Source organism: Janthinobacterium sp. GW821-FHT03C08 (assembly GCF_059420905.1).
In genome coordinates, this window is record NZ_JBWKUP010000003.1 from 355579 (window position 1) to 374522 (window position 18944).

Annotated in this window: 17 protein-coding genes; 13 read left to right on the forward strand and 4 right to left on the reverse strand. The window is 63.3% G+C overall.

Annotated features, from left to right (window positions below; genetic code table 11):
* Positions 1-224 precede the first annotated feature (224 nt).
* Positions 225-734 (reverse strand): GNAT family N-acetyltransferase, encoded by a 510-nt coding sequence (locus AC07VL_RS06080; RefSeq protein WP_494805037.1) that lies wholly within the window; start codon positions 732-734, stop codon positions 225-227.
* Positions 731-1675, reverse strand: a complete 945-nt coding sequence (locus tag AC07VL_RS06085) for a DMT family transporter (RefSeq protein ID WP_494805038.1) — start codon at positions 1673-1675, stop codon at positions 731-733. Before AC07VL_RS06085 ends, AC07VL_RS06080 begins: the two co-directional genes overlap by 4 nt.
* A gap of 219 nt (positions 1676-1894) precedes the next feature.
* Here AC07VL_RS06085 and AC07VL_RS06090 point away from each other — a divergent pair, with 219 nt between their 5' ends.
* Positions 1895-2026, forward strand: a complete 132-nt coding sequence (locus tag AC07VL_RS06090) for a hypothetical protein (protein ID WP_290607631.1) — start codon at positions 1895-1897, stop codon at positions 2024-2026.
* Between the two features lie 30 nt (positions 2027-2056).
* On the opposite strand, the gene AC07VL_RS06095 is transcribed toward AC07VL_RS06090, so the two are convergent.
* Together AC07VL_RS06095 and AC07VL_RS06100 are read right to left on the reverse strand one after the other, a co-directional pair.
* Positions 2057-2506 (reverse strand): outer membrane lipoprotein, encoded by a 450-nt coding sequence (locus tag AC07VL_RS06095; protein WP_494805039.1) that lies wholly within the window; start codon positions 2504-2506, stop codon positions 2057-2059.
* Positions 2507-2652: 146 nt separating this feature from the next.
* On the reverse strand, positions 2653-3081 hold the full coding sequence (locus AC07VL_RS06100; RefSeq protein WP_494805040.1) for an Mpo1 family 2-hydroxy fatty acid dioxygenase: 429 nt from the start codon (positions 3079-3081) through the stop codon (positions 2653-2655).
* A 115-nt stretch (positions 3082-3196) separates the two neighbouring features.
* Here AC07VL_RS06100 and AC07VL_RS06105 point away from each other — a divergent pair, with 115 nt between their 5' ends.
* The 12 genes from AC07VL_RS06105 to AC07VL_RS06160 all read left to right on the forward strand — a co-directional run bounded on the left by AC07VL_RS06105 (position 3197) and on the right by AC07VL_RS06160 (position 18944).
* A complete protein-coding gene (locus AC07VL_RS06105) occupies positions 3197-3721 on the forward strand; it encodes a DNA-deoxyinosine glycosylase (RefSeq protein ID WP_494805041.1) in 525 nt (174 codons plus the stop codon).
* 213 nt (positions 3722-3934) lie between these two features.
* Positions 3935-4423 carry a hypothetical protein gene (locus AC07VL_RS06110; protein ID WP_494805042.1) on the forward strand — a complete coding sequence of 163 codons (489 nt, stop codon included), beginning with the start codon at positions 3935-3937 and terminating at the stop codon, positions 4421-4423.
* A gap of 10 nt (positions 4424-4433) precedes the next feature.
* Positions 4434-4946, forward strand: coding sequence for a hypothetical protein (locus tag AC07VL_RS06115; protein WP_494805043.1), 513 nt, complete (start codon positions 4434-4436; stop codon positions 4944-4946).
* Between the two features lie 984 nt (positions 4947-5930).
* A complete protein-coding gene (uxaC, locus tag AC07VL_RS06120) occupies positions 5931-7325 on the forward strand; it encodes a glucuronate isomerase (RefSeq protein ID WP_131373509.1) in 1395 nt (464 codons plus the stop codon).
* A 27-nt stretch (positions 7326-7352) separates the two neighbouring features.
* Positions 7353-8951, forward strand: a complete 1599-nt coding sequence (locus tag AC07VL_RS06125; RefSeq protein WP_494805044.1) for a UxaA family hydrolase — start codon at positions 7353-7355, stop codon at positions 8949-8951.
* Between the two features lie 11 nt (positions 8952-8962).
* Positions 8963-10393 (forward strand): tagaturonate reductase, encoded by a 1431-nt coding sequence (locus tag AC07VL_RS06130; protein WP_494805045.1) that lies wholly within the window; start codon positions 8963-8965, stop codon positions 10391-10393.
* Between the two features lie 134 nt (positions 10394-10527).
* Positions 10528-11817 carry an MFS transporter gene (locus AC07VL_RS06135; RefSeq protein ID WP_494805046.1) on the forward strand — a complete coding sequence of 430 codons (1290 nt, stop codon included), beginning with the start codon at positions 10528-10530 and terminating at the stop codon, positions 11815-11817.
* Positions 11818-11931: 114 nt separating this feature from the next.
* Positions 11932-13203, forward strand: a complete 1272-nt coding sequence (locus tag AC07VL_RS06140) for a porin (protein ID WP_494805047.1) — start codon at positions 11932-11934, stop codon at positions 13201-13203.
* Between the two features lie 116 nt (positions 13204-13319).
* A complete protein-coding gene (locus AC07VL_RS06145) occupies positions 13320-15455 on the forward strand; it encodes a glycoside hydrolase family 28 protein (protein ID WP_494805048.1) in 2136 nt (711 codons plus the stop codon).
* A gap of 112 nt (positions 15456-15567) precedes the next feature.
* Positions 15568-16503 carry a 2-dehydro-3-deoxygluconokinase gene (gene kdgK / locus AC07VL_RS06150; RefSeq protein ID WP_494805049.1) on the forward strand — a complete coding sequence of 312 codons (936 nt, stop codon included), beginning with the start codon at positions 15568-15570 and terminating at the stop codon, positions 16501-16503.
* 69 nt (positions 16504-16572) lie between these two features.
* Positions 16573-17295, forward strand: a complete 723-nt coding sequence (locus tag AC07VL_RS06155; protein ID WP_494805050.1) for a GntR family transcriptional regulator — start codon at positions 16573-16575, stop codon at positions 17293-17295.
* A 119-nt stretch (positions 17296-17414) separates the two neighbouring features.
* A complete protein-coding gene (locus AC07VL_RS06160) occupies positions 17415-18944 on the forward strand; it encodes a methyl-accepting chemotaxis protein (RefSeq protein WP_494805051.1) in 1530 nt (509 codons plus the stop codon).

Genomic DNA, 18944 nt, shown 5'->3' on the forward strand with positions numbered 1-18944 from the left:
TCCGGGCGGTGACCAGTCGTAGCGTTTATATTGATAACCGTTGATTGCATTCTCCCCCTCCCACTTGACAATGGGTTCACCCCGCGGTGCCGCTAGCCCGCGGGGATTTTTTTTGGAAAGTTGCTGCGCGGCGCGCCTTGCGGCCTGCGATGCTCACAGTAACTCGCGTACCGTTCCGCTTCCCGGCCACACACCGCATCCGCTCGCTACCGTTCCCTTTCCAATCAGGCCGGCTTTGGCGTACCCGCCGACAATTGCGTCAAGGCATCGCCAGCGACGCGGCAGATGCGCCAGTCCGGCATCACGTCCGCGCCCATGCCCTTGTAGAAATTGATCGCGTTTTCATTCCAGTCCAGCACTGACCATTCGAAGCGGCCGCAATCGCGCTCGACGGCCAGTTGCGCCAGCGCCACCAGCATCTGCTTGCCATACCCCTTGCCGCGCACCGCCTGTTGCACATACAGGTCTTCCAGGTACAGTCCCTTGCGGCACAGGAAGGTGGAGAAATTGTGGAAGAACAGGGCGAAGGTGACGACCTTGCCGTCTTCCTCGCCCACCAGCGCTTCGCAGGCAGGGTGCGGGCCGAACAGGCTGTCGTGCAGCATGGATTGCCTGGCGATCATCATGTGTTCGAGTTTTTCAAACACGGCCAGTTCATGGATCATGCCGAAGATGGCGGCCACGTCGGATGCGGTCGCGGGACGGATGGCGAGAGGGGATACGGAGCTGTTCATGTTGCCTTTGCTGAGGGAGAGGTGGAAAGGGAAGCGGCGGCGGCCGTCTTGCGCGCGCCCGTGGTCAAAGCCCAGGCCACGCTGGAAAGGCACAAGGCCATGCCGAGCCATTCGATGGGGGCAGGCCGGTAATGCTCGAACTGTACCGACAGCAGCACGGAAATGACGGGCGTGACGACGCCGATGTACACGGTCTTTTGCGTGCCGATGCGGGCAATGAGCGTGAAATACGCACTGAAGGCGATCACCGAGCCGAAAATGGCCAGGTACATCAAGCCCATCCAGTAACTGGGCCGTGTCGGCAAGTGCCAGGGCTGGCCCGTGGCGCAAGCCCAGATGGCCACCATCAGCGTGCCCCATAGCATGGTCCAGGCCATGGTCAGCATTACGTTGCCGGACTGTTCGCGCACCTTCATGACGAGGGCGTTGCCGGCGGTGCTGGAGATGGTGGCCACCAGCGCCAGCACGAATCCCAGCAGGAAGTGGCCATTGCCGCCGCCCATGATATCGCTCAGCGCCGCGCCGATGGACTGGTAAAACAGCAGCACGATGCCGCAGATGGCGACGAAGGCCGCGCAGCAGGTGCTCCAGGTGATGGGCGTGCCGAAGGCAATGCGGTTGAGCAAGGGCGTCCAGAACACCATCAGCGCGAACAGCACGCTGACGAGGGCGGACACCAGGTATTGCTCCGAGCTGTAGGTGCACACATAACTGAGGGCAAACGAAGCGAGACCCTGCAGCAGCATCCATTTTTGTGCGCGCCAGGGCAGGCGCAAGGTGTCGCCGCGCAGGGCGCACCAGGCGAACAGGGTGGCGGAAGCGAGGCCGAAGCGGTAGACCACGGACACGGCGGGGGCGACATCGCCCAGCTGCAAGGTGATGGCCCAGAAGGTGGAGCCCCAGATCAGGCAGGCAATGATAAAGAGGAGAGGAGAGGACATCGCGCAAGTATACGGACATCGCGCGGGGATAGCGAGTCCCGGTCGGGCTTGCTTACGGATGCGCGGGGAGGAACGGGCGCGACCCGGTGAAATCCGCGGGCAGGAGGCAGGCGGACCTTGAGCCAGCGCAGTGCTGCAGAAGAAATGTTGAATTAATGAAAATATTTATATTATTATTAAGTAAATATTTTCTTAATTGCATCAGTAAGGGAGCGCATCATGCCAGCCTCGCTGCACATCAAAGTCTGGAGCGTGCTTGTCTACGTCATTGTCGCCACCTTGCTTGCCATCTGGCTGCATGAGGGCATGTCGCCCTCGGCTTGGCTGATGGCTGCCGGCGCCTTCGGCTAAGGCGCATGCGCCGGCAAGCTGGCCACTGGATCAGTGGGTGACGCGGGTCTTGCGGCCGTCCGACAGCAGGCGCACGCGTTCGCCCGGGCGGAACAGCTCGTCCGCATCTTGCACGATGGCGCGCATGTCGCCATTGTCCAGGCGCACGGTGATTTCCAGGCCGCGCTTGTTGGCGGCATTCGCTTCGATGCTCTGGCCGGCCATGCCGCCAGCGACGGCACCGAGGATGCTGGCCGCGATGGCGCCCTTGCCGCCGCCCACGGCCGAACCGGCCACGCCGCCCAGGGCCGCGCCGGCGAGCACGCCGGTGCCCGTTTCGCCCTTGTCGATGGTCACTTCTCGGACGGATTCAACCGTACCCATGCGGACGGATTGCTCATTTTGTGCCTGGCGTGCATTGTAAATATTCGCCGAGTTCGGTTGAACGGCGCAGCCGGCCAGGGTGGCGAGCAATGCCACTGCAATAATTGGTGCTTTCATATGGAACTCCCTTGGACAAAAGTTGGTATGCCGATTGCATCGACCGGCAATGAAAAAAAGTCATGACTTATCATAAGGACACTTGCCTAAGATAACTAGTTGCGAATAGTAAAAATCTGTTACGGGCACGTGCGGCCGTCTGCTGCTCAATAGGCGAGGCGCAGGCGGCGGTACAGGAAACCCAGCACGAACAGCGGACCGATCAGCAAGAAGCGCAGATCCTCGAGGAACGACGGTTTCCGGCCTTCGATCTGGTGGCCGATGAACTGGCCTATCCAGGCCAGCACGAACAGCGCCAGCGATACGGGCAAGATGGTCATCGCCGGCATGGCCAGCAGTATGGCGAGCATGACGGCCAGCATCCCCAGCATGCCCGCTGCAAACGGCGGCGACAGCTTGTAATAATAGTATAGGGCAACAATACTGCCGAGCAGCGCCACGCTGGCGTGCACGCTCCACAGCAGGCCCAGCAGGCTGAAAACGATGAGGGGCACGCAGACGATGTGCACCCATTCATTGACGTGGTTGCGGTGGCTCTCGCCATACCGGGCCAGCAGGGTGTCGATGGTACGCATGGGGCCGTCTCTTGTAGGAATGGTTATCCGGTAATTCTACACCGGCGTGTTGCCCCTGGCTTGCTGCCGGGCAGCAGGTAAAATGCTTCCCTTTGATCTTGCCGGGACCTCCGCCTTGAGCTCTTCCCTTTCCGCGCCAGCGCCGCTGGACGATACGCGCAAGCGCTGCTTCGATCCCGTGATCGACGCCGGCACGCGTCTGCTGATACTGGGCAGCTTGCCTAGCGAAAAATCGCTGGCACACAGCCAGTACTACGCCCATCCGCAAAACAGGTTCTGGATGCTGCTGGGCGAGGTGCTGGACGTTGACTTGACGAGCCTGCCCTACGAGCGGCGCCTGGCCACCGTGCTGGCGCACGGCGTGGGCTTGTGGGACGTGGTGGCGCAGGCGCACCGCACTGGCAGTCTCGACAGCAATATCCGCAACCGCGACGACAACGACCTGCCCGGCCTGCTGGCGCGCTTCCCAGGCATCCGTGCCATCGCCTTCAACGGCGGCACGGCCGCCAAGGTGGGCAGGAAGATACTCGATGCGGGCGCCGCGCATTATCGGATCGTGGAATTGCCGTCGAGCAGCCCGGCTTATACCTTGTCTTACGTTGAAAAATTACGGCGGTGGCAGGTGTTACGTGGGTACTGATGTCGGCATTCATGACTGGAAGTGTTTCTCTGGCGCGGCAATTAGCTGTGCTGAATGTTGTTGCCATGTAGATACTAATGATATTCTTTGGCAGTTAACTCAATTCATAAAGGATGCCGAATGCGCCATTGGTGCTTATGTTCATTACTTGCTTGCATAATGCTGTCAGGATGTGCCCATCAATATGTACCGTTACATCTGGATGAAAAATCCTTGGCGTATCCAACTTCGACCCAGGTGGATCCGGGTGGCGTGCTCGCTTACAACACCCAGGTGAATCCCAAGATCTTCCCGGTCGTGCTGCTGGTTGCAAATTCCAATAATCGCGCTTCCATTTTCGAATTCACAATGCGGACGGCACTGGCCCAGTTGAATGCCACGGATGTGTTTAACCCGGCGGAGTTCAAGAAATTTGCCGCAGATCGCCATGTCGTGTTTGACGGCGATAAGCTGGACGGCACCGCAATTCAGCGTTTTTCGAATACCGTGGCGCCTGTTTTACTGGTTGAAGCCGTTTATCGTTTCGTTGGCGACGCCAGAATGATGGTGGGCGTACGCGTGACTGATGGCCGGACGGGAACAGTGCTGTTGGCGGTAAATCATCCTCGTACAGTATGGAATAACTTCGACTCGGAAGCCTTGTACCCCATGTTGAATCAATTGCGCCGTTGGTATCTGGCCAGTTCGAAACAATCCGCTTAAGGAATTCAGGATGAAACTCAATATCACCGTTCTTTTCTTGGCACTGATGGGCGGCGCAGTCCAGGGGGCCTGTGCGGCGGACGCGTCTGCCGCAATACTTTTTGGTCCATTTGCCGGCGATACCGGTTATCAGGAAATTCCGTTGGCGGAAAAGTCCTGGTATGTGGCTGTTTTCGGCAGCCGTAAAACGGATTTGGCGTGGGTGGAAAATGGCTGGAAAACCAGGGCGGCACAATTGTGCTCCAGCATGCATGAAAAGTACTTCGTGGAAATGCGCTATGTCGGCGAGCGCATTCTCATCGATGAAAAGGCAGTGCGCCGTGAGGACAGCGACGTAAGCCGATTTATGCGCACGGTGGGCGCCACTTATATTCCCATTATCGTACCCAGCGGTCCTCGTGAGATTGCCGATTATGTCATTCCAGGCAAGCAGGCTCCCATAGTCTGCGTGCAGAACCCGGAGCTGCTCAGCGACAAGACGCGTGCCGTGAGCGTGCAGGAAGTGCTGAGGCAAACTCGGTAGGCTAATTTGATCAGCCAGTGATTACATAAAAGAGTTTTACTGCAAGCGAGCCAGTCCATGCCGAGCGAGCCGTGCGCTTGATGGAAAAACTCCGCGTCTATTGCGCCGGTGTCACATTGGCCAAGATATCAAGCGCTTCGGCTTGTTGATGTTGGAATCGGCGGGTGCGGAGGTGCTGCCGCTCGTCCTGCCGCACGCCACCATGCCGTGTGGGCGCGGCATCGTGGATGGTGGGATGTGGTTGTAGAAGCACATCACAGGGTAGCCTGCGCCACTGCAATGACAATCACCTGCTCGCACTGCTTTCTCACTTGCCCGATCTGGCCACTATCGCCGCTAATGGCGCCACGGCGGTGCACCTGGCCCGGAAAGCGCCGGGCATGCGATACGCTATCGCTTCGTTCAGCCGCCGCCGAGCATTCCTGCCGACACTCTGCCCGATTCTGAAAAATTGCGGCTCTGCCAGCTGTTGCGCGAGTAATGGCGGATAAGGTCTGCACAAGAGGTAAAACGGCGCGTTTCAGTGGATGCACGGGCACGCGTTCTGATGGCAATGTGGCGGGAGCACGACTGTGCGAGGTCGCTATCGTTGCTCAGTATCGACAACTTCCAATGTGTCCGTGCGCCGCCCGGTTCCCTGTTGCAGGGGGAGCCGGCAGGCGCACCGTAGCCATTTTCCATCTGCGATTGCTGTGCAAGCGTTCCAGGGATTTTCCATTGTACTTCGCCCGGCTTGACAGATTCAGCGGCATCAGCTTGAGCGACGCTGGCCTCCTTCTTCAGGTCAACGGCGATGCCGGGAAGAAGGTGCCTCCTTTGCTCGGTCTGTTGTTTCCACGCCCATCGACCACCCCCACTTGCTTTTTGCGCTTGCCTTTACTGATATATTACATTTAATATCCTGATATATCAGAATGCGCCAGTTTGGTGCCACCACAAAAACACAGTGCGATGCCAGTCGCGCGCAGCAAGGAGATGGCTACGATGACCGAGTTCATGAATCAGGATTTTCTTCTCACCACCGAGACGGCCCGCAAGCTGTACCATGAAGTGGCGGCCGACCTGCCGATCATCGATTACCATTCGCATTTGCAGCAGGGCGAGATCGCCAGCCGCAAGACCTTCCGCAACATCGCCGAGCTGTGGCTGGCTGGCGACCACTACAAATGGCGCTTGATGCGCACGGCCGGCGTGGCCGAGGAATTCATCACGGGCGAGCGCTCGGACCAGGAAAAATTCCGCGCCTTCTGCAAGGTGCTGCCACTGGCCATCGGCAATCCGATCCACCACTGGAGCCACCTGGAACTGCGCCGCATCTTCAATATCGACCTGCTGATCAACGAAGCGAATGCGGACGCCATCTGGGAACAGGCCAATGCCATGCTGGCCACCATGGACACCTGGTCTCTGTTGGAACAGGCGGGCGTGGAAATCGCCTGCACCACCGACGATCCTGCCGACGACCTGCTGCAGCACGCGGAAATCGCCGCCTCCGGCCTGAAGACGCGCGTGCTGCCCGCCTACCGTCCGGACAAGGCCATGCGCATCAACCAGCCGCGCTTCCCCGAGTACCTGCAGCGCCTGAGCGCCGTGGCCGATGTTCCCGTCACCTCGTTTGCCTCGCTGATCGCCGCGCTGGCCGTGCGCGTGGAATTCTTCCATTCGCGCGGTGCGCGCATCTCCGACCACGCCGTCGACGTGACCCTGCCCGTGCAGGCGGCCAGCGCCGAGGAACTCGAAGCGCTGTTCGCCAAGCGCCTGCAAGGCACCTTGCTGACCGACGTGGAAAACGGCCTGTACCTGCGCGGCCTGCTCGAAGCGATTGGCCGCGTGTATGCGAACTACGGCTGGACCATGTGCCTGCACATCGGCGCGCAGCGCAACAACAACGACCGCATGCGCGGCTTGCTGGGCCCTGACACGGGCTACGACTCGATCTCGGACATGAGCTGCAGCGCCGGCCTGGCCTCCTTGCTCAACGCGCTCGACCTGGACGACCGCCTGCCGAAGACCATGCTGTTCTGCCTGAATCCGAACATGAACGAAGTGCTGTCTACCATGGTGGGCAACTTCCAGGACGGCACGGTGGCCGGCAAGCTGCAATTCGGCCCGGCCTGGTGGTTCAACGACCACAAGGAAGGCAACCTGCAGCAGCTGGTGGGCTTCGGCAACCACAGCGTGCTGGGCGTGTTCGTCGGCATGGTGACCGATTCGCGCAGCTTCGCGTCCTACCCGCGCCACGACTACTTCCGCCGCCTGGTGTGCCGCCAGATCGGCGAATGGGTGCACGGCGGGGAATACCCGAACGATTTCGAGGCGCTGGCCACCATCGTGCGCGGCATCTGCTACGAAAACGCGCAGAAGTATTTTCAGCTGTAAGCCCTTAGCCGCCGCCAGGAATTAGTCATGCAAAAAGTGTTGTGTATCCATCCAGAAGACGACATGCTGGTCGCCTTGTCCGATCTGGCCGCCGGCGAGGTGGTGAACTGGGAGGGTGAGTCCATCCTCATCAGCAGTGCCGTGAAGACCAAGCACAAGCTGGCGCGCCGCGCCTTCGCGGCCGGCGACATCCTGCGCCTGTACGGCGTGCCAGTCGGCAAGGCCACGCTGGCCATCCGCCGCGGCGAAGCCGTCACCACGGAAAACCTGCACCATTACGCGGCCGAAGTGGAACTCGCGCCGCAAGCGCCGTACAGCTGGACGCCGCCCGACGTGGCGCGTCTCGATGGCGCCACCTTCCCCGGCGTGGTGCGCGCCGACGGCCGCGTGGGCACGGCCAATTACTGGCTGATCTTCCCCCTCGTCTTCTGCGAAAACCGCAACGTCGAGCACCTGCGCAACGCGCTCGAGGCGCCGCTGGGCTACACGCGCAACGACCTGGCGTCGTTTACCCTTTCCCTGCTGGGCGAGGACATGGAAGCGCCGAAGCCCGTCGTGCGCCCGTTCCCGAACCTGGACGGCGTGCGCATCATCACGCACAACGGCGGCTGCGGCGGCACGCGCGCCGATGCGCGCTCGCTGTGCAAGATCCTCTCCGCCTACGCCGACCACCCGAACGTGGCCGGCATCACCGTCTTCAGCCTCGGCTGCCAGAACGCGCAGATCGCCATGTTCCAGGACGCGCTGGCGAAACAGAACCCGCACTTCGACAAGCCCTGCCTGATCTATGAACAGCAGAAATGGGACAGCGAAGAGGCCATGATGAAGGCCGTGCTGACGGATACCCTGGCGCAGCTGAAGGAAGCGAACAAGGTGCGGCGCCAGCCGGTGCCGCTGTCGCACCTCAAAATTGGCGTCAAGTGCGGCGGCTCGGACGGCTTTTCCGGCATCTCCGCCAACCCGGCCATGGGCCTGGTGTCGGACATGGTGGTGGCCGTGGGCGGCTCGTCCATCCTGGCCGAATTCCCGGAATTGTGCGGCGTCGAGGCGAACCTGATCGAACGCTGCGAAAACGACGACGACAAGCGCCGCTTCCTGGGCCTGATGCGCGATTTCGAGGCGCGCGCCGAAGCCGTGGGCACGCATTTCGCCGACAATCCCAGCCCCGGCAACATCCGCGACGGCTTGATCACGGACGCCATGAAATCGGCCGGCGCGGCGAAGAAGGGCGGCACCTCGCCCATCGTTTCCGTGCTCGATTACGGCGAGCAGAGTCCGAAACCGGGCCTGTCGCTGCTGTGCACGCCGGGCGGCGACGTCGAGTCGGTGACGGGCATCGTGGCTTCCGGCGCCAACGTGGTGCTGTTTTCCACGGGCCTGGGCACGCCGACGGGCAACCCCATCGTGCCGGTGCTGAAAATCTCCAGCAACACGCGGGTGGCGAAAAAGCTGTCGGACCTGATCGACTACGACTGCGGCCCCGTGATCGACGGCACGCCCCTGCCGGAAGTGGCCAACGGCCTGTTCGACATGGTGGTGGCCACCGCCGGCGGCCAGTACCAGGCCAAGGCGGACCGCCTGCAGCAATATGACTTCATCTTCTGGAAACGCGACATTTCACTGTGAACGACATCCCCATGCAAGCATTGCGCCGCAGCGCGCCGTTCGACCTGCCGATCAAGATCCTGCAATTCGGCCAGGGCAATTTCATGCGCGGCTTTTTTGACTGGCAGGTCGACCTGCTCAACGAACGCACGGGCCTGAACGCGGGCGTGGTGGTGGTGCGTCCGCGCGGCGGCAGCGCTACACCCCTGCTCGACGTGCAGGACGGCCTGTTTACCACCGTCGTGCGCGGCCTCGACGAAGACGGCCAGGCCGTCAGCACCTGCCGCACCATCTCCTGCGTGCAGCGCGAAATCGATCCGGCCACCATGTATGGCGACTACCTGGCGCTGGCCAGCCTGCCGGAGCTGCGCTTCATCGTCTCGAACACCACGGAAGCGGGCATCGTCACCAACGACAGCGATGCTTTCGACGACGCGCCGCCGTCGAGCTTTCCCGCCAAGCTGGCGCGCCTGCTGTTCGACCGCTACGCGTATTTCGAGGGCGACCGCACGAAAGGCGTCGTGCTGCTGCCGTGCGAGCTGATCGAACAGAATGGCCCGGCCCTGAAGGCGGCCGTGCTGCACTTTGCCCGCCTGTGGCAGCTCGAGGCGGGTTTTGCCGACTGGATCGGCAATGCCTGCGTCTTTTGCTCGACCCTGGTCGATCGCATCGTCACCGGCTATCCGCAGGAAGACGCCGCCGCCATCGAGGAGCAGCTCGGCTACCGCGACCAGTTCCTCGTGGCCGCCGAATACTATTATCTGTTCGTCATCGAAGGCCCGGCATCGCTGGCCGATGAACTGAAACTGGCGGGTGCGGACTTGAATATCGTGCTGGTCGACGACATCACGCCCTACAAGAAGCGCAAGGTGGGCATCCTCAACGGCGGCCATACGGCGCTCGTGCCGGTCGCCTTGCTGGCCGGACTCGAGACGGTGGGCGCGGCGGTCAACGACCCGCAGGTGGGCGGCTACCTGGCCGACACCCTGGCGCAGGAAATCATTCCCGCGCTGCCCCTGCCGCAGGACGCATTGCAGCAGTTCGCGCGCGATGTGCTGCTGCGCTTCCGCAACCCTTATATCCAGCACCGCCTGGCGTCCATCGCGCTGAATAGCTGGAGCAAGTTCGCCGCCCGCATCGCGCCCCAGCTGCTGCGCTACGTGGAACTGCATGGCCGCCTGCCGCAACGCCTGGTGCTGGCGCTGGCCGCCACCATGCGTTTGTACCGCGGCGACGTCATCGCCCTGGCCGACGATCCCGCCACCCTGGCGTGGTTCAGCCAGGCCTGGGCAGATGTCGATGCCGGCCACCTGAGCGTGCCGCAACTGGCGCAGGGCTGGCTGGCGCAGGAAAGAGTGTGGGGCCGCGACTTGAACGCGGTGCCAGGCCTGGCGCACGCCGTGGCCACGGCCTTGCAGGACATCGCCTCGCAGGGCATGCGCGGCGCCTTGCAGGCCGTGTAGGACAGCCGGACCGCAACACAGCACTACCGCAGCACCCATAAGAACCGAGGCCGAAGGCACTTCCCCAGGAAGGCTGAACGGCCCAAAAAGTGGCGGCGCAGCTGCGCCGCCTTGGATGGATAGAGGGAGACAACATGACTAAAATACGCGGCATGCGCTGGTGGATGGTCGGCCTGGTGACGGCTGGACTGATCGTGAATTACCTGGCGCGCAATACCTTGTCGGTGGCAGCGCCCACGATGATGAGCGAGCTCAATATCACCACGCAGCAGTACTCGTACATCGTGGTGGCGTGGCAGGTGTGCTACGCGCTGATGCAGCCCATCGCCGGCTACGTCATCGATGCCATCGGCACCAAGATCGGTTTTGCCGTCTTCGCCCTGGCCTGGTCCGTGGCCTGCGCCTGCGCGGCCATGGCGACGGGGTGGCAAAGCATGGCGCTGTTCCGCGGCATGCTGGGCCTGACCGAGGCGGCCGGCATTCCCGCCGGCGTGAAGGCGACCACCGAGTGGTTTCCCGCCAAGGAGCGTTCGATCGCCATCGGCTGGTTCAACATCGGCTCCTCGATCGGCGCCCTGTGCGCGCCGCCGCTGGTGGTGTGGACCATCCTGCACGGCAGCTGGCAGATGTCCTTCGTCATCGTCGGCGCCATCGGCATCGTCTGGACGGGCTTGTGGCTGGCCTTCTACAAGCATCCGCGCGACCAGAAACTGCTGTCGGACAAGGAGCGCGACTTCATCCTGGAAGGCCAGGAAGCGACCCACCACAGCGACAAGGCGCTCAAGGCGCGCTGGCACCAGATCGTCCGCAGCCGCAATTTCTGGGCCATCGCCATCCCGCGCTTCCTGTCCGAGCCGGCCTGGCAAACCTTCAATGCCTGGATTCCCCTGTACATGGCCACCGAGCGCAACATGAACATCAAGGAAATCGCCATGTTCGCCTGGCTGCCGTTCCTCGCCGCCGACATCGGCTGCGTGCTGGGCGGCTACCTGAGCCCGTGGTTTCACAAGTACTGGAAGGTGTCGCTGTTCACCTCGCGCAAGCTGGTCGTCGTCGTCGGCGCCGTGTGCATGATCGGCCCGGCCTGCATCGGCCTGGTGGCCAGCCCGTACGCGGCCATCGCCCTGCTGTGCGTGGGCGGCTTTGCCCACCAGACGCTGTCCGGCGCGCTGTATTCGATCACTTCCGATGTCTTCGGCAAGAATGAAGTGGCCACGGCCACGGGCCTGGCCGGCATGTCCGGCTACCTGGGCGCCACCATCTTCACGCTGGTGTTCGGCGTGCTGGTGACGCTGGTCGGCTACAGCCCACTGTTCATGCTGCTGGCCGTGTTCGACCTGGTAGCCGCCGCCGTCGTCTGCCTGCTGATCCGCGAAAAGATGGCGCCCGGCGTACCGCTGGCCAAGCCTGCCTTCAGTACCTGACGACCACCCCTGAATTTTCCCCGCCGTTTTCCTGCACCACGCGGTGCGGCGGGGAGCCGTTTTTTTGATGTTTATACATATGCGCCAATGAAGGCGCGAGAAGAGGAGAAGCACATGACACCACAGAACAACCGTTGCACCCGCCGGGTCCTGGCGGCGGCGATCCTGGCCGCCCTGTCGGGCGGCGCGCTGGCCGAAGGCATCCTGGAAAACCGCCACGTCGAGACCCGTATCTACGGTTTCCTGAACGGCGAGATCGAATCGGTGAAAGCCGTCGGCGGCGCCACGCCGTACGCCAGCCGTGGCCGCATTTCGGACGGCAATTCGCGCATCGGCTTCGCCGGTTCGATCGGCCTGCGCGACGATTTCCGCGGCATCTGGCAGATCGAGGGCAGCCTGAACAACTTCGACGAAGGCGGCGTGAATGGCCAGGGCAAGTCGGCCACCATCGAATCGCGCAATACCTTTGTCGGTATCGAGAGCAAGCGCTTCGGCCGCTTCATCGTCGGCAATAACGACTCCGTCTACCGCAGCCTGGTGGGCTCGGGCGGCGCCCTGGGCGGCAACCTGGGCCTGACGGTGCAGGGCGTCGACGTGTGGAACAACACCTCGGCCCAGTTGAGCGGCAACGCCGACAGCCTGTTCGGCCGCGGCGAAGCGCGCTACAAGAACTCGGCGCACTACCTGTCGCCGGAATGGCGCGGCTTCCAGGCTGGCGCTTCCTACGGCTTTGACGAGCAGCGCACGACGGGCGACGACCGCGCGCGCTACTCGCTGGCGGCCAAGTACAGCATCGGCGCGTTTTCCATCGGCGCCGGCTACGACCGCCAGCAGAACACGGGCGTGGACGTGGAAAACCTGTCGAAGGGCTTCGGCATGCGCAACACCACCGTCAGCGGCGTGAACACCTCGTTCTACAAAGTGCTGGCGACGTACAAATTCCCCACCAAGACCTCGGTCGGCCTCGGTTTCGAGTCGGGCAGCTATGGCTATGCGGTGCAGTCGCTGCCCACCCCGGGCAACATCTACACCTCGCTGACCACGGGCAGCATGAAACAGCGCTCCGTGATGGCCTCCTTGAGCCAGGAAGTGGGCTACGACGTGACCGTGATGCTGGCCGCCGGCAAGCTGGGCAAGCTGGACAACACCACCTTCGCCAAGCCGGACGATTTCGGCGCGACGCAGATTTCTCTGGGCGCGACCTACAAGATCGACGAGCAGTTCATGCCCTACGTGTACTTCACGCGCATCAACAACAAGTCGCAGCAAAACGTCAACCTGGGCCAGTCGCCGCTGCACAGCAATAACTCGGGCCAGGACGATGCCTTCCTCGCGCCAGGCAATTCGCCGCGCGCCGTCGGTTTCGGCTTCATCGCCCGTTTCTGAAGTAGTCCGGCGCAAGCCGGGACACCGCCGGCCACCGGTTCCAGCGGAACCGCGTGAGCGGCTTATTTATACAGCGTTGCCACCTCAGAGCGGCGCTTATATCAGGAGATGCATTCATGAAGTCAGGTAGCAAAAAACTCAACTCAGGCTGGACGCAGGCATGCGTCGCATTGCCCTTGGCCGCCATGCTGGCCGCTTGCGGCGGCGGTGGCAGCACCGACGGCGCCACGTCGACCACGTATAACCCGGGTAGCGTCTACCAGGTAGGCACGACCTCGTTCGACCCGGACCTGCCGGCAGAACCGACCCTGCCGAAGGACACGCAGGTATGCGCCACGCTGGAAGCGTCGAGCAACCTGGTGCGCCGTCCGGACGGCTCGCTGCCGCCGGAAGCCGACCCGTCGAAGCCGGGCGTGGGCGCGGTGGTCACCACCGCCACCGCCAATCCGGACCAGGCCCGCATCCAGGCCGCGCTGGACGCCTGCGGCGCCGCCGTCGATGCCGAAGTGGGCGCGAAGATCGCCGCCGCCGATGCCGCCGCCACGGCCGCGCAAAAGACCGCCAACGTCAAGAACGTGAATATCGCCGGCGTGTCGGGCGAGGAACTGGCCAAGCCGGAATACCGCGGCAGCAAGTTTGCCGTGCGCCTGGTGGTCAACAGCTCCGGCGTGGGCGATGGCTTCATCAGCGGTCCGTTGACCCTGCCGTCGGGCGTGACCCTGTGGATCGACAAGGGAGTGACCCTGTACGCCTCGCGCGACGTCACCACCTACTCGCCGAATCCGGCCGGCCCGTACTGCGGCAACACGGCCGTCAGCTCCAGCAAGGCTGGCAGCTCGGGCAACTGCTCGGCGCTGATCAACGGCTCCAACCTGGTCAACTCGGCAGTCATGGGCGATGGCTCCATCGACAGCCGCGCCTACGCGGAAATCGTCACCACCAACAAGCTGTATCCGCTGATGAAGGTCGACATGACCTGCTCGAACACCTACGCCATGTATGCCACGGGCAAGCAGGCGGCCGACGGCGTGTCGTGCGATAACGGCGGCACCATCGTCGATTCCAAATCCTCGGCGCGCAACATGAGCTGGTGGGACCTGGCCTTCCTGGGCAACATGGTGCAGAACGGCGTGACGGGCACGGGCTCGCAGTCGAACTTCCGCATGATGGTCTTCAACTACGCGAAAAACCTGACCCTGTACCGCATCTCGCTCAATAACAGCGCCAACTTCCACGTCGTGCCGAGTGGCGTCGATGGCTTGACGGTGTGGGGCGTGAAGGTGCAGACGCCGACCCTGGCGGCATTCGCCAACCCGGCCGGCAACGGCAACCCGCTGTACAACGGCGAAACCTGGAACGCGGACAACGTCAAGAACACGGACGCCTTCGATCCGGGCGCGGCAAGCAAGGCCATTTCCGGCAAGCTGGCCACGGGCAGCAAGACCACGTCGACGGGCGCCGTGTCGTTCGACGGCTACCTGAAGAACTTCGTCTTCGCGTACAACTTCGTCAGCACGGGCGACGATGACGTGGCCCTGAAAGGCAGTGCCAATCCGTCGCCGGCCGGCTCGGGCCTGTTCGCCATCGACGGCAAGCGCGACGTGCGCTCGGACCGCAAGCACGGCATCGTCATCGCGCATAACCACATCTACTGGGGCCATGGCATTTCCGTCGGCAGCGAAACGAATGCGGGCGTGACCAACGTCGAGGTGTATGACAACTCGTTCACGCATTCGGAAGAAGGCTTGCGCATCAAGTCCGACTACGCGCGCGGCGGCGAAGTGAGCAACGTCCACTACCGCAATATCTGCATCCGCGATGCGCAAAATGCGCTGTTGTTTACCACCTACTACAGCACCAAGGCATTGCCAACGGCAGGTCCCCTGTACCCGAACTTCCACGACATCACCCTCGATAACGTGCGTATTCTGGGCAACACGGCCATCAAGCTGCAGGGCTTCAAGGCCAACACGGGCGGCTTCGACAATCCGCAGTATCCGCTGGTCATGACCTTGAACAACGTGGTGACGGATTCGCCGAACGCCACGACGATGACCTCGTCGGATGCCAACCTGACGATCAAGGGCACCAACCTGCCGATCTTCGCCAATGCGGCCGAGCGCGTGACGGTCAGCGGCACGGCGACGCAGGCGGTCGACGTGGAAAAAGTGGTCGATTGCAGCAAGGCCTTTGTCGACTTCCCGGCCATCGGCCAGTCGAACCTGTTCGGTTCGACCTGGGACAAGAAGTAAGCCTGCCACGCAGGCCCGGGTAGCACAAACGTAGCACGCGCCGCGCCGGCCATCTTTCGGGATGCCGGCGCGGCGCCGCTCTGAATCGATGAAAAATCGGGAGGACACCGCAATGCAAGCACCACAAACCGTTTTCGTCATCGGCGAATGCATGATCGAATTGCAGCGTGCGGAGCAGGAACAGGCCATGGCCTACCGCTTTGGCGGCGACACCCTGAACGCGGCCGTGTACATGGCGCGCCAGCTCGACGCGGGCCGGCACGCGGTGGCATACGTGACGGCGCTGGGCAGCGACAGCCTGTCCGACGAGATGTGCGCCAGCTGGCAGGACGAGGGCATCGACACGCGCTGCGTGCAGCGCCTGGCCGACAAGCTGCCAGGCATGTACCTGATCGAGACCGATGCGCGGGGCGAGCGCCGCTTCCATTACTGGCGCAGCGATTCGGCCGCGCGCCACTGGCTGCGCGGACAGCAGGCGCCGGCCATCCTGCAGCAGCTGGCCGGCGCGCGCCACGTGTATTTGTCCGGCATCAGCCTGGCCATCCTGTCGCCGGCCGACCGTGAACTGCTGCTGGCGACCCTGGCGCAGTGCCAGGCGCAGGGGGGACAGATCATCTTCGATAATAACTACCGTCCGCGCCTGTGGGAAAGCGCCGATGCGGCCGCCTCGGTCTACCATCGCGTACTGAGCCTGTCGTCGCTGGCCTTGCTGACGCTGGACGACGAAGACGCCTTGTATGGCCCGGCGGACGTGGCGCAAGTGCTGGCGCGCACCGGCGCCCTGGGCGTGCCCGAGATCGTGCTCAAGCGCGGTGCGCAGCCCTGCATCGTCAGTTTCCACGGCGTCGTGGAGGAAGTCGCGGCCCGGCCGGTGGCCAAGGTGGTGGATACCACGGCGGCCGGCGACTCGTTCGGCGCAGCCTATGTGGCGGCGCGGCTGGCGGGACAAGCGCCAGCCATGGCCGCCGCCGCGGGGCACCGCCTCGCCGCCTGCGTGATCGGCCAGCGCGGCGCCATCATCGCGCGCACGGAAATGCCTGCCGGATGATCGCAGACCCTGTATCATCGATTACACTGTTTTTCCTGTTTAACTTTGCCGTTTCGCTAAAATAAGTCTATGAATCTGACGTCCTCTCTTCCTCCTGCCGATGGCGAAACCGGTGTCAGCGCCGCGCGCCGCGTGTATGGATTGCTGCGCCAGCGTATCGTCGACATGAGCATGCTGCCGGGGACGCGCATCGTGGAAAAGGAGCTGGCCGATGAACTGGGCACCAGCCGCACGCCCGTGCATGAAGCCGTGCAGCGCCTGGCCGAGGAAGGCCTGATCGAAGTGCTGCCGCGCGTGGGCACCTTTGTCGCGCGCATCCCGCTCGACTCGCTGGAAGAAGCCATGCTCGTGCGCTGCGCCCTGGAGACGGCCATCATCGAAAAGGCCACGGAAAGGGCGACGCCGGAAGGCATCGCCAGCCTGCGCGCCATCCTGGCGGCACAGGCCGAATGCATCGCGCAGAACGACATCCGCGGGTTTCACCGCACCGACGAGAGCTTTCATGCCGCCCTCGCCGAATTGTCCGGCTATCCCGGCGTGTGGCCCATGATCCTGCAGGCCAAGACCCAGATGGACCGCTATCGCCAGCTGACCCTGCCCCTGGCAGGGCGCATGAGCGATGTCATGGCCGAACACAGTGACGTGGTGGAAGCGGTCGCCTCGGGCGATCCGCAGCACGCCGTCACGGCCATGCGCAGCCACCTCGACCATGTGCTGCCGGTGCTGGAAATTACCCGCAAACTGCGGCCTGAATATTTCATGCCGCATCTCGCCGTCAAACCCAAACGCTAGCGTCCCTGCGCGCCCCCGCGCCTGCCCGCCGGCCGCTGCCGGCTGACGGGCAAGGATAGCCACGTCTGTCGTGGCCGATGGCGCGCAGCCATGCACACTGATTGCTCCAAAGGATACCCATGAAAGTCTCTCACCGTCTGATTCTGCTGGTTGGCGCCGCCCTGCTCGGCATGGCCCTGCTGGGCGCCTACAGCCTGCGCAATCTGTACCAGGCCATGCGGCATGACCGCGAGGCGCAGATCGTCAACATGCTCAAGATGGGCGAACACCTGGCCGCCCATTACCACGCCGAGGAACTGGCGGGCCGGCTGACGCGCGAGCAGGCGCAGGCGGCCGCCAAGGAGGCATTGACGCAGCTCAATAATGACGGCAAAAGCTATTACTGGGCGCGCCTGCCGAACGGCTTGAACCTGGTGCACCCGAATCCGAAGAATATCGGCGTGATCGCCGAGGGCGAAACCATGGATGGCCGGCCCGATTCGCAGGCCTACGTCGAGGCGCTGGCCAGCAGCGAGGTGGGCCTGGTGACGGTCAAGAGCAAGCGTGAAGGCCAGCTGGTCGCCAAGCTCAATGGCATCATCGCCTTCCAGCCCTGGGGCTGGTGGATAGGCACGGGTTTTTTCAATGACGATATCGAGAATGCCTTCTGGCATGCGGCGATGCAGTTCCTGTGGTTCTTCCTCGCCGCCCTGGCCGTGATGTCGGCGCTGGGCTGGCAGGTGATCCGCAGCGTGCTGGGCGCCCTGGGCGGCGAGCCGGCTTACGCGGGCGACGTCACGCGGCGCATCGCCGGGCGCGACCTGTCCGCCCCCGTGGACCTGCGGGCGGGCGACAATGCCAGCCTGCTGCACAGCATCGCCCGCATGCAGCAGGACCTGGCCGGCACCGTGCGCCAGATCCGCGGCAACGCCTCGGCCATCGCCACGGCATCGCAGGAAATCGCCAACGGCAACCTGGACCTGTCGGCGCGCACGGAAGCGCAAGCCAGCTCGCTCGAGCAGACGGCGGCCTCGATGGAGGAACTGACGGGCACCGTCAGCCAGAATGCGGGCAATGCGCAGCAGGCCAGCGCGCTGGCGGGCGATGCCTCGCAGCTGGCGTGCCAGGGCGGCGCCGTGGTGGCGCGCATGGTCGACACCATGGGCGCCATCCGCCAGTCGTCAAACCAGATCGCCGACATCACGGGCGTCATCGACGCGATTGCCTTCCAGACGAATATCCTGGCCCTGAACGCGGCCGTGGAAGCGGCGCGCGCGGGCGAGCAGGGGCGCGGCTTCGCCGTGGTGGCGGGCGAGGTGCGCAGCCTGGCGCAGCGCGCGGCCGGCGCGGCGAAGGAAATCAAGGAATTGATCGGCGTGTCGGTGACGCAGGTGGAGGCGGGCGGCGAGCTGGCCGGCCAGGCGGGCGCCGCGATGCAGCACGTGGTCGACAGCATCGCCAAGGTGACGGCTTTCATGCACGACATCAGCACGGCCACGCACGAGCAAAGCGAGGGCATCGCGCAGGTCAACCAGGCCATCATCAGCATGGACGACGTGACCCAGCAAAACGCGGCCCTGGTGGAGCAGGCTGCCGCTGCCGCCCAGGCCATGCAGGAACAGGCGCATCAGCTGTCGGAGCTGGTCAGCCTGTTCAAGCTGGAACGGTGA

Coding starts and splice junctions, on each gene's coding strand:
- AC07VL_RS06130 (WP_494805045.1), top strand. CDS start 8,963: ATGCAAGCATTGCGCCGCAGCGCGCCGTTCGACCTGCCGATCAAGATC.
- AC07VL_RS06145 (WP_494805048.1), top strand. CDS start 13,320: ATGAAGTCAGGTAGCAAAAAACTCAACTCAGGCTGGACGCAGGCATGC.
- AC07VL_RS06155 (WP_494805050.1), top strand. CDS start 16,573: ATGAATCTGACGTCCTCTCTTCCTCCTGCCGATGGCGAAACCGGTGTC.
- AC07VL_RS06125 (WP_494805044.1), top strand. CDS start 7,353: ATGCAAAAAGTGTTGTGTATCCATCCAGAAGACGACATGCTGGTCGCC.
- AC07VL_RS06080 (WP_494805037.1), bottom strand. CDS start 734: ATGAACAGCTCCGTATCCCCTCTCGCCATCCGTCCCGCGACCGCATCC.
- kdgK (WP_494805049.1), top strand. CDS start 15,568: ATGCAAGCACCACAAACCGTTTTCGTCATCGGCGAATGCATGATCGAA.
- AC07VL_RS06100 (WP_494805040.1), bottom strand. CDS start 3,081: ATGCGTACCATCGACACCCTGCTGGCCCGGTATGGCGAGAGCCACCGC.
- AC07VL_RS06160 (WP_494805051.1), top strand. CDS start 17,415: ATGAAAGTCTCTCACCGTCTGATTCTGCTGGTTGGCGCCGCCCTGCTC.
- AC07VL_RS06115 (WP_494805043.1), top strand. CDS start 4,434: ATGAAACTCAATATCACCGTTCTTTTCTTGGCACTGATGGGCGGCGCA.
- AC07VL_RS06085 (WP_494805038.1), bottom strand. CDS start 1,675: ATGTCCTCTCCTCTCCTCTTTATCATTGCCTGCCTGATCTGGGGCTCC.
- AC07VL_RS06090 (WP_290607631.1), top strand. CDS start 1,895: ATGCCAGCCTCGCTGCACATCAAAGTCTGGAGCGTGCTTGTCTACGTC.
- uxaC (WP_131373509.1), top strand. CDS start 5,931: ATGACCGAGTTCATGAATCAGGATTTTCTTCTCACCACCGAGACGGCC.
- AC07VL_RS06095 (WP_494805039.1), bottom strand. CDS start 2,506: ATGAAAGCACCAATTATTGCAGTGGCATTGCTCGCCACCCTGGCCGGC.
- AC07VL_RS06140 (WP_494805047.1), top strand. CDS start 11,932: ATGACACCACAGAACAACCGTTGCACCCGCCGGGTCCTGGCGGCGGCG.
- AC07VL_RS06135 (WP_494805046.1), top strand. CDS start 10,528: ATGACTAAAATACGCGGCATGCGCTGGTGGATGGTCGGCCTGGTGACG.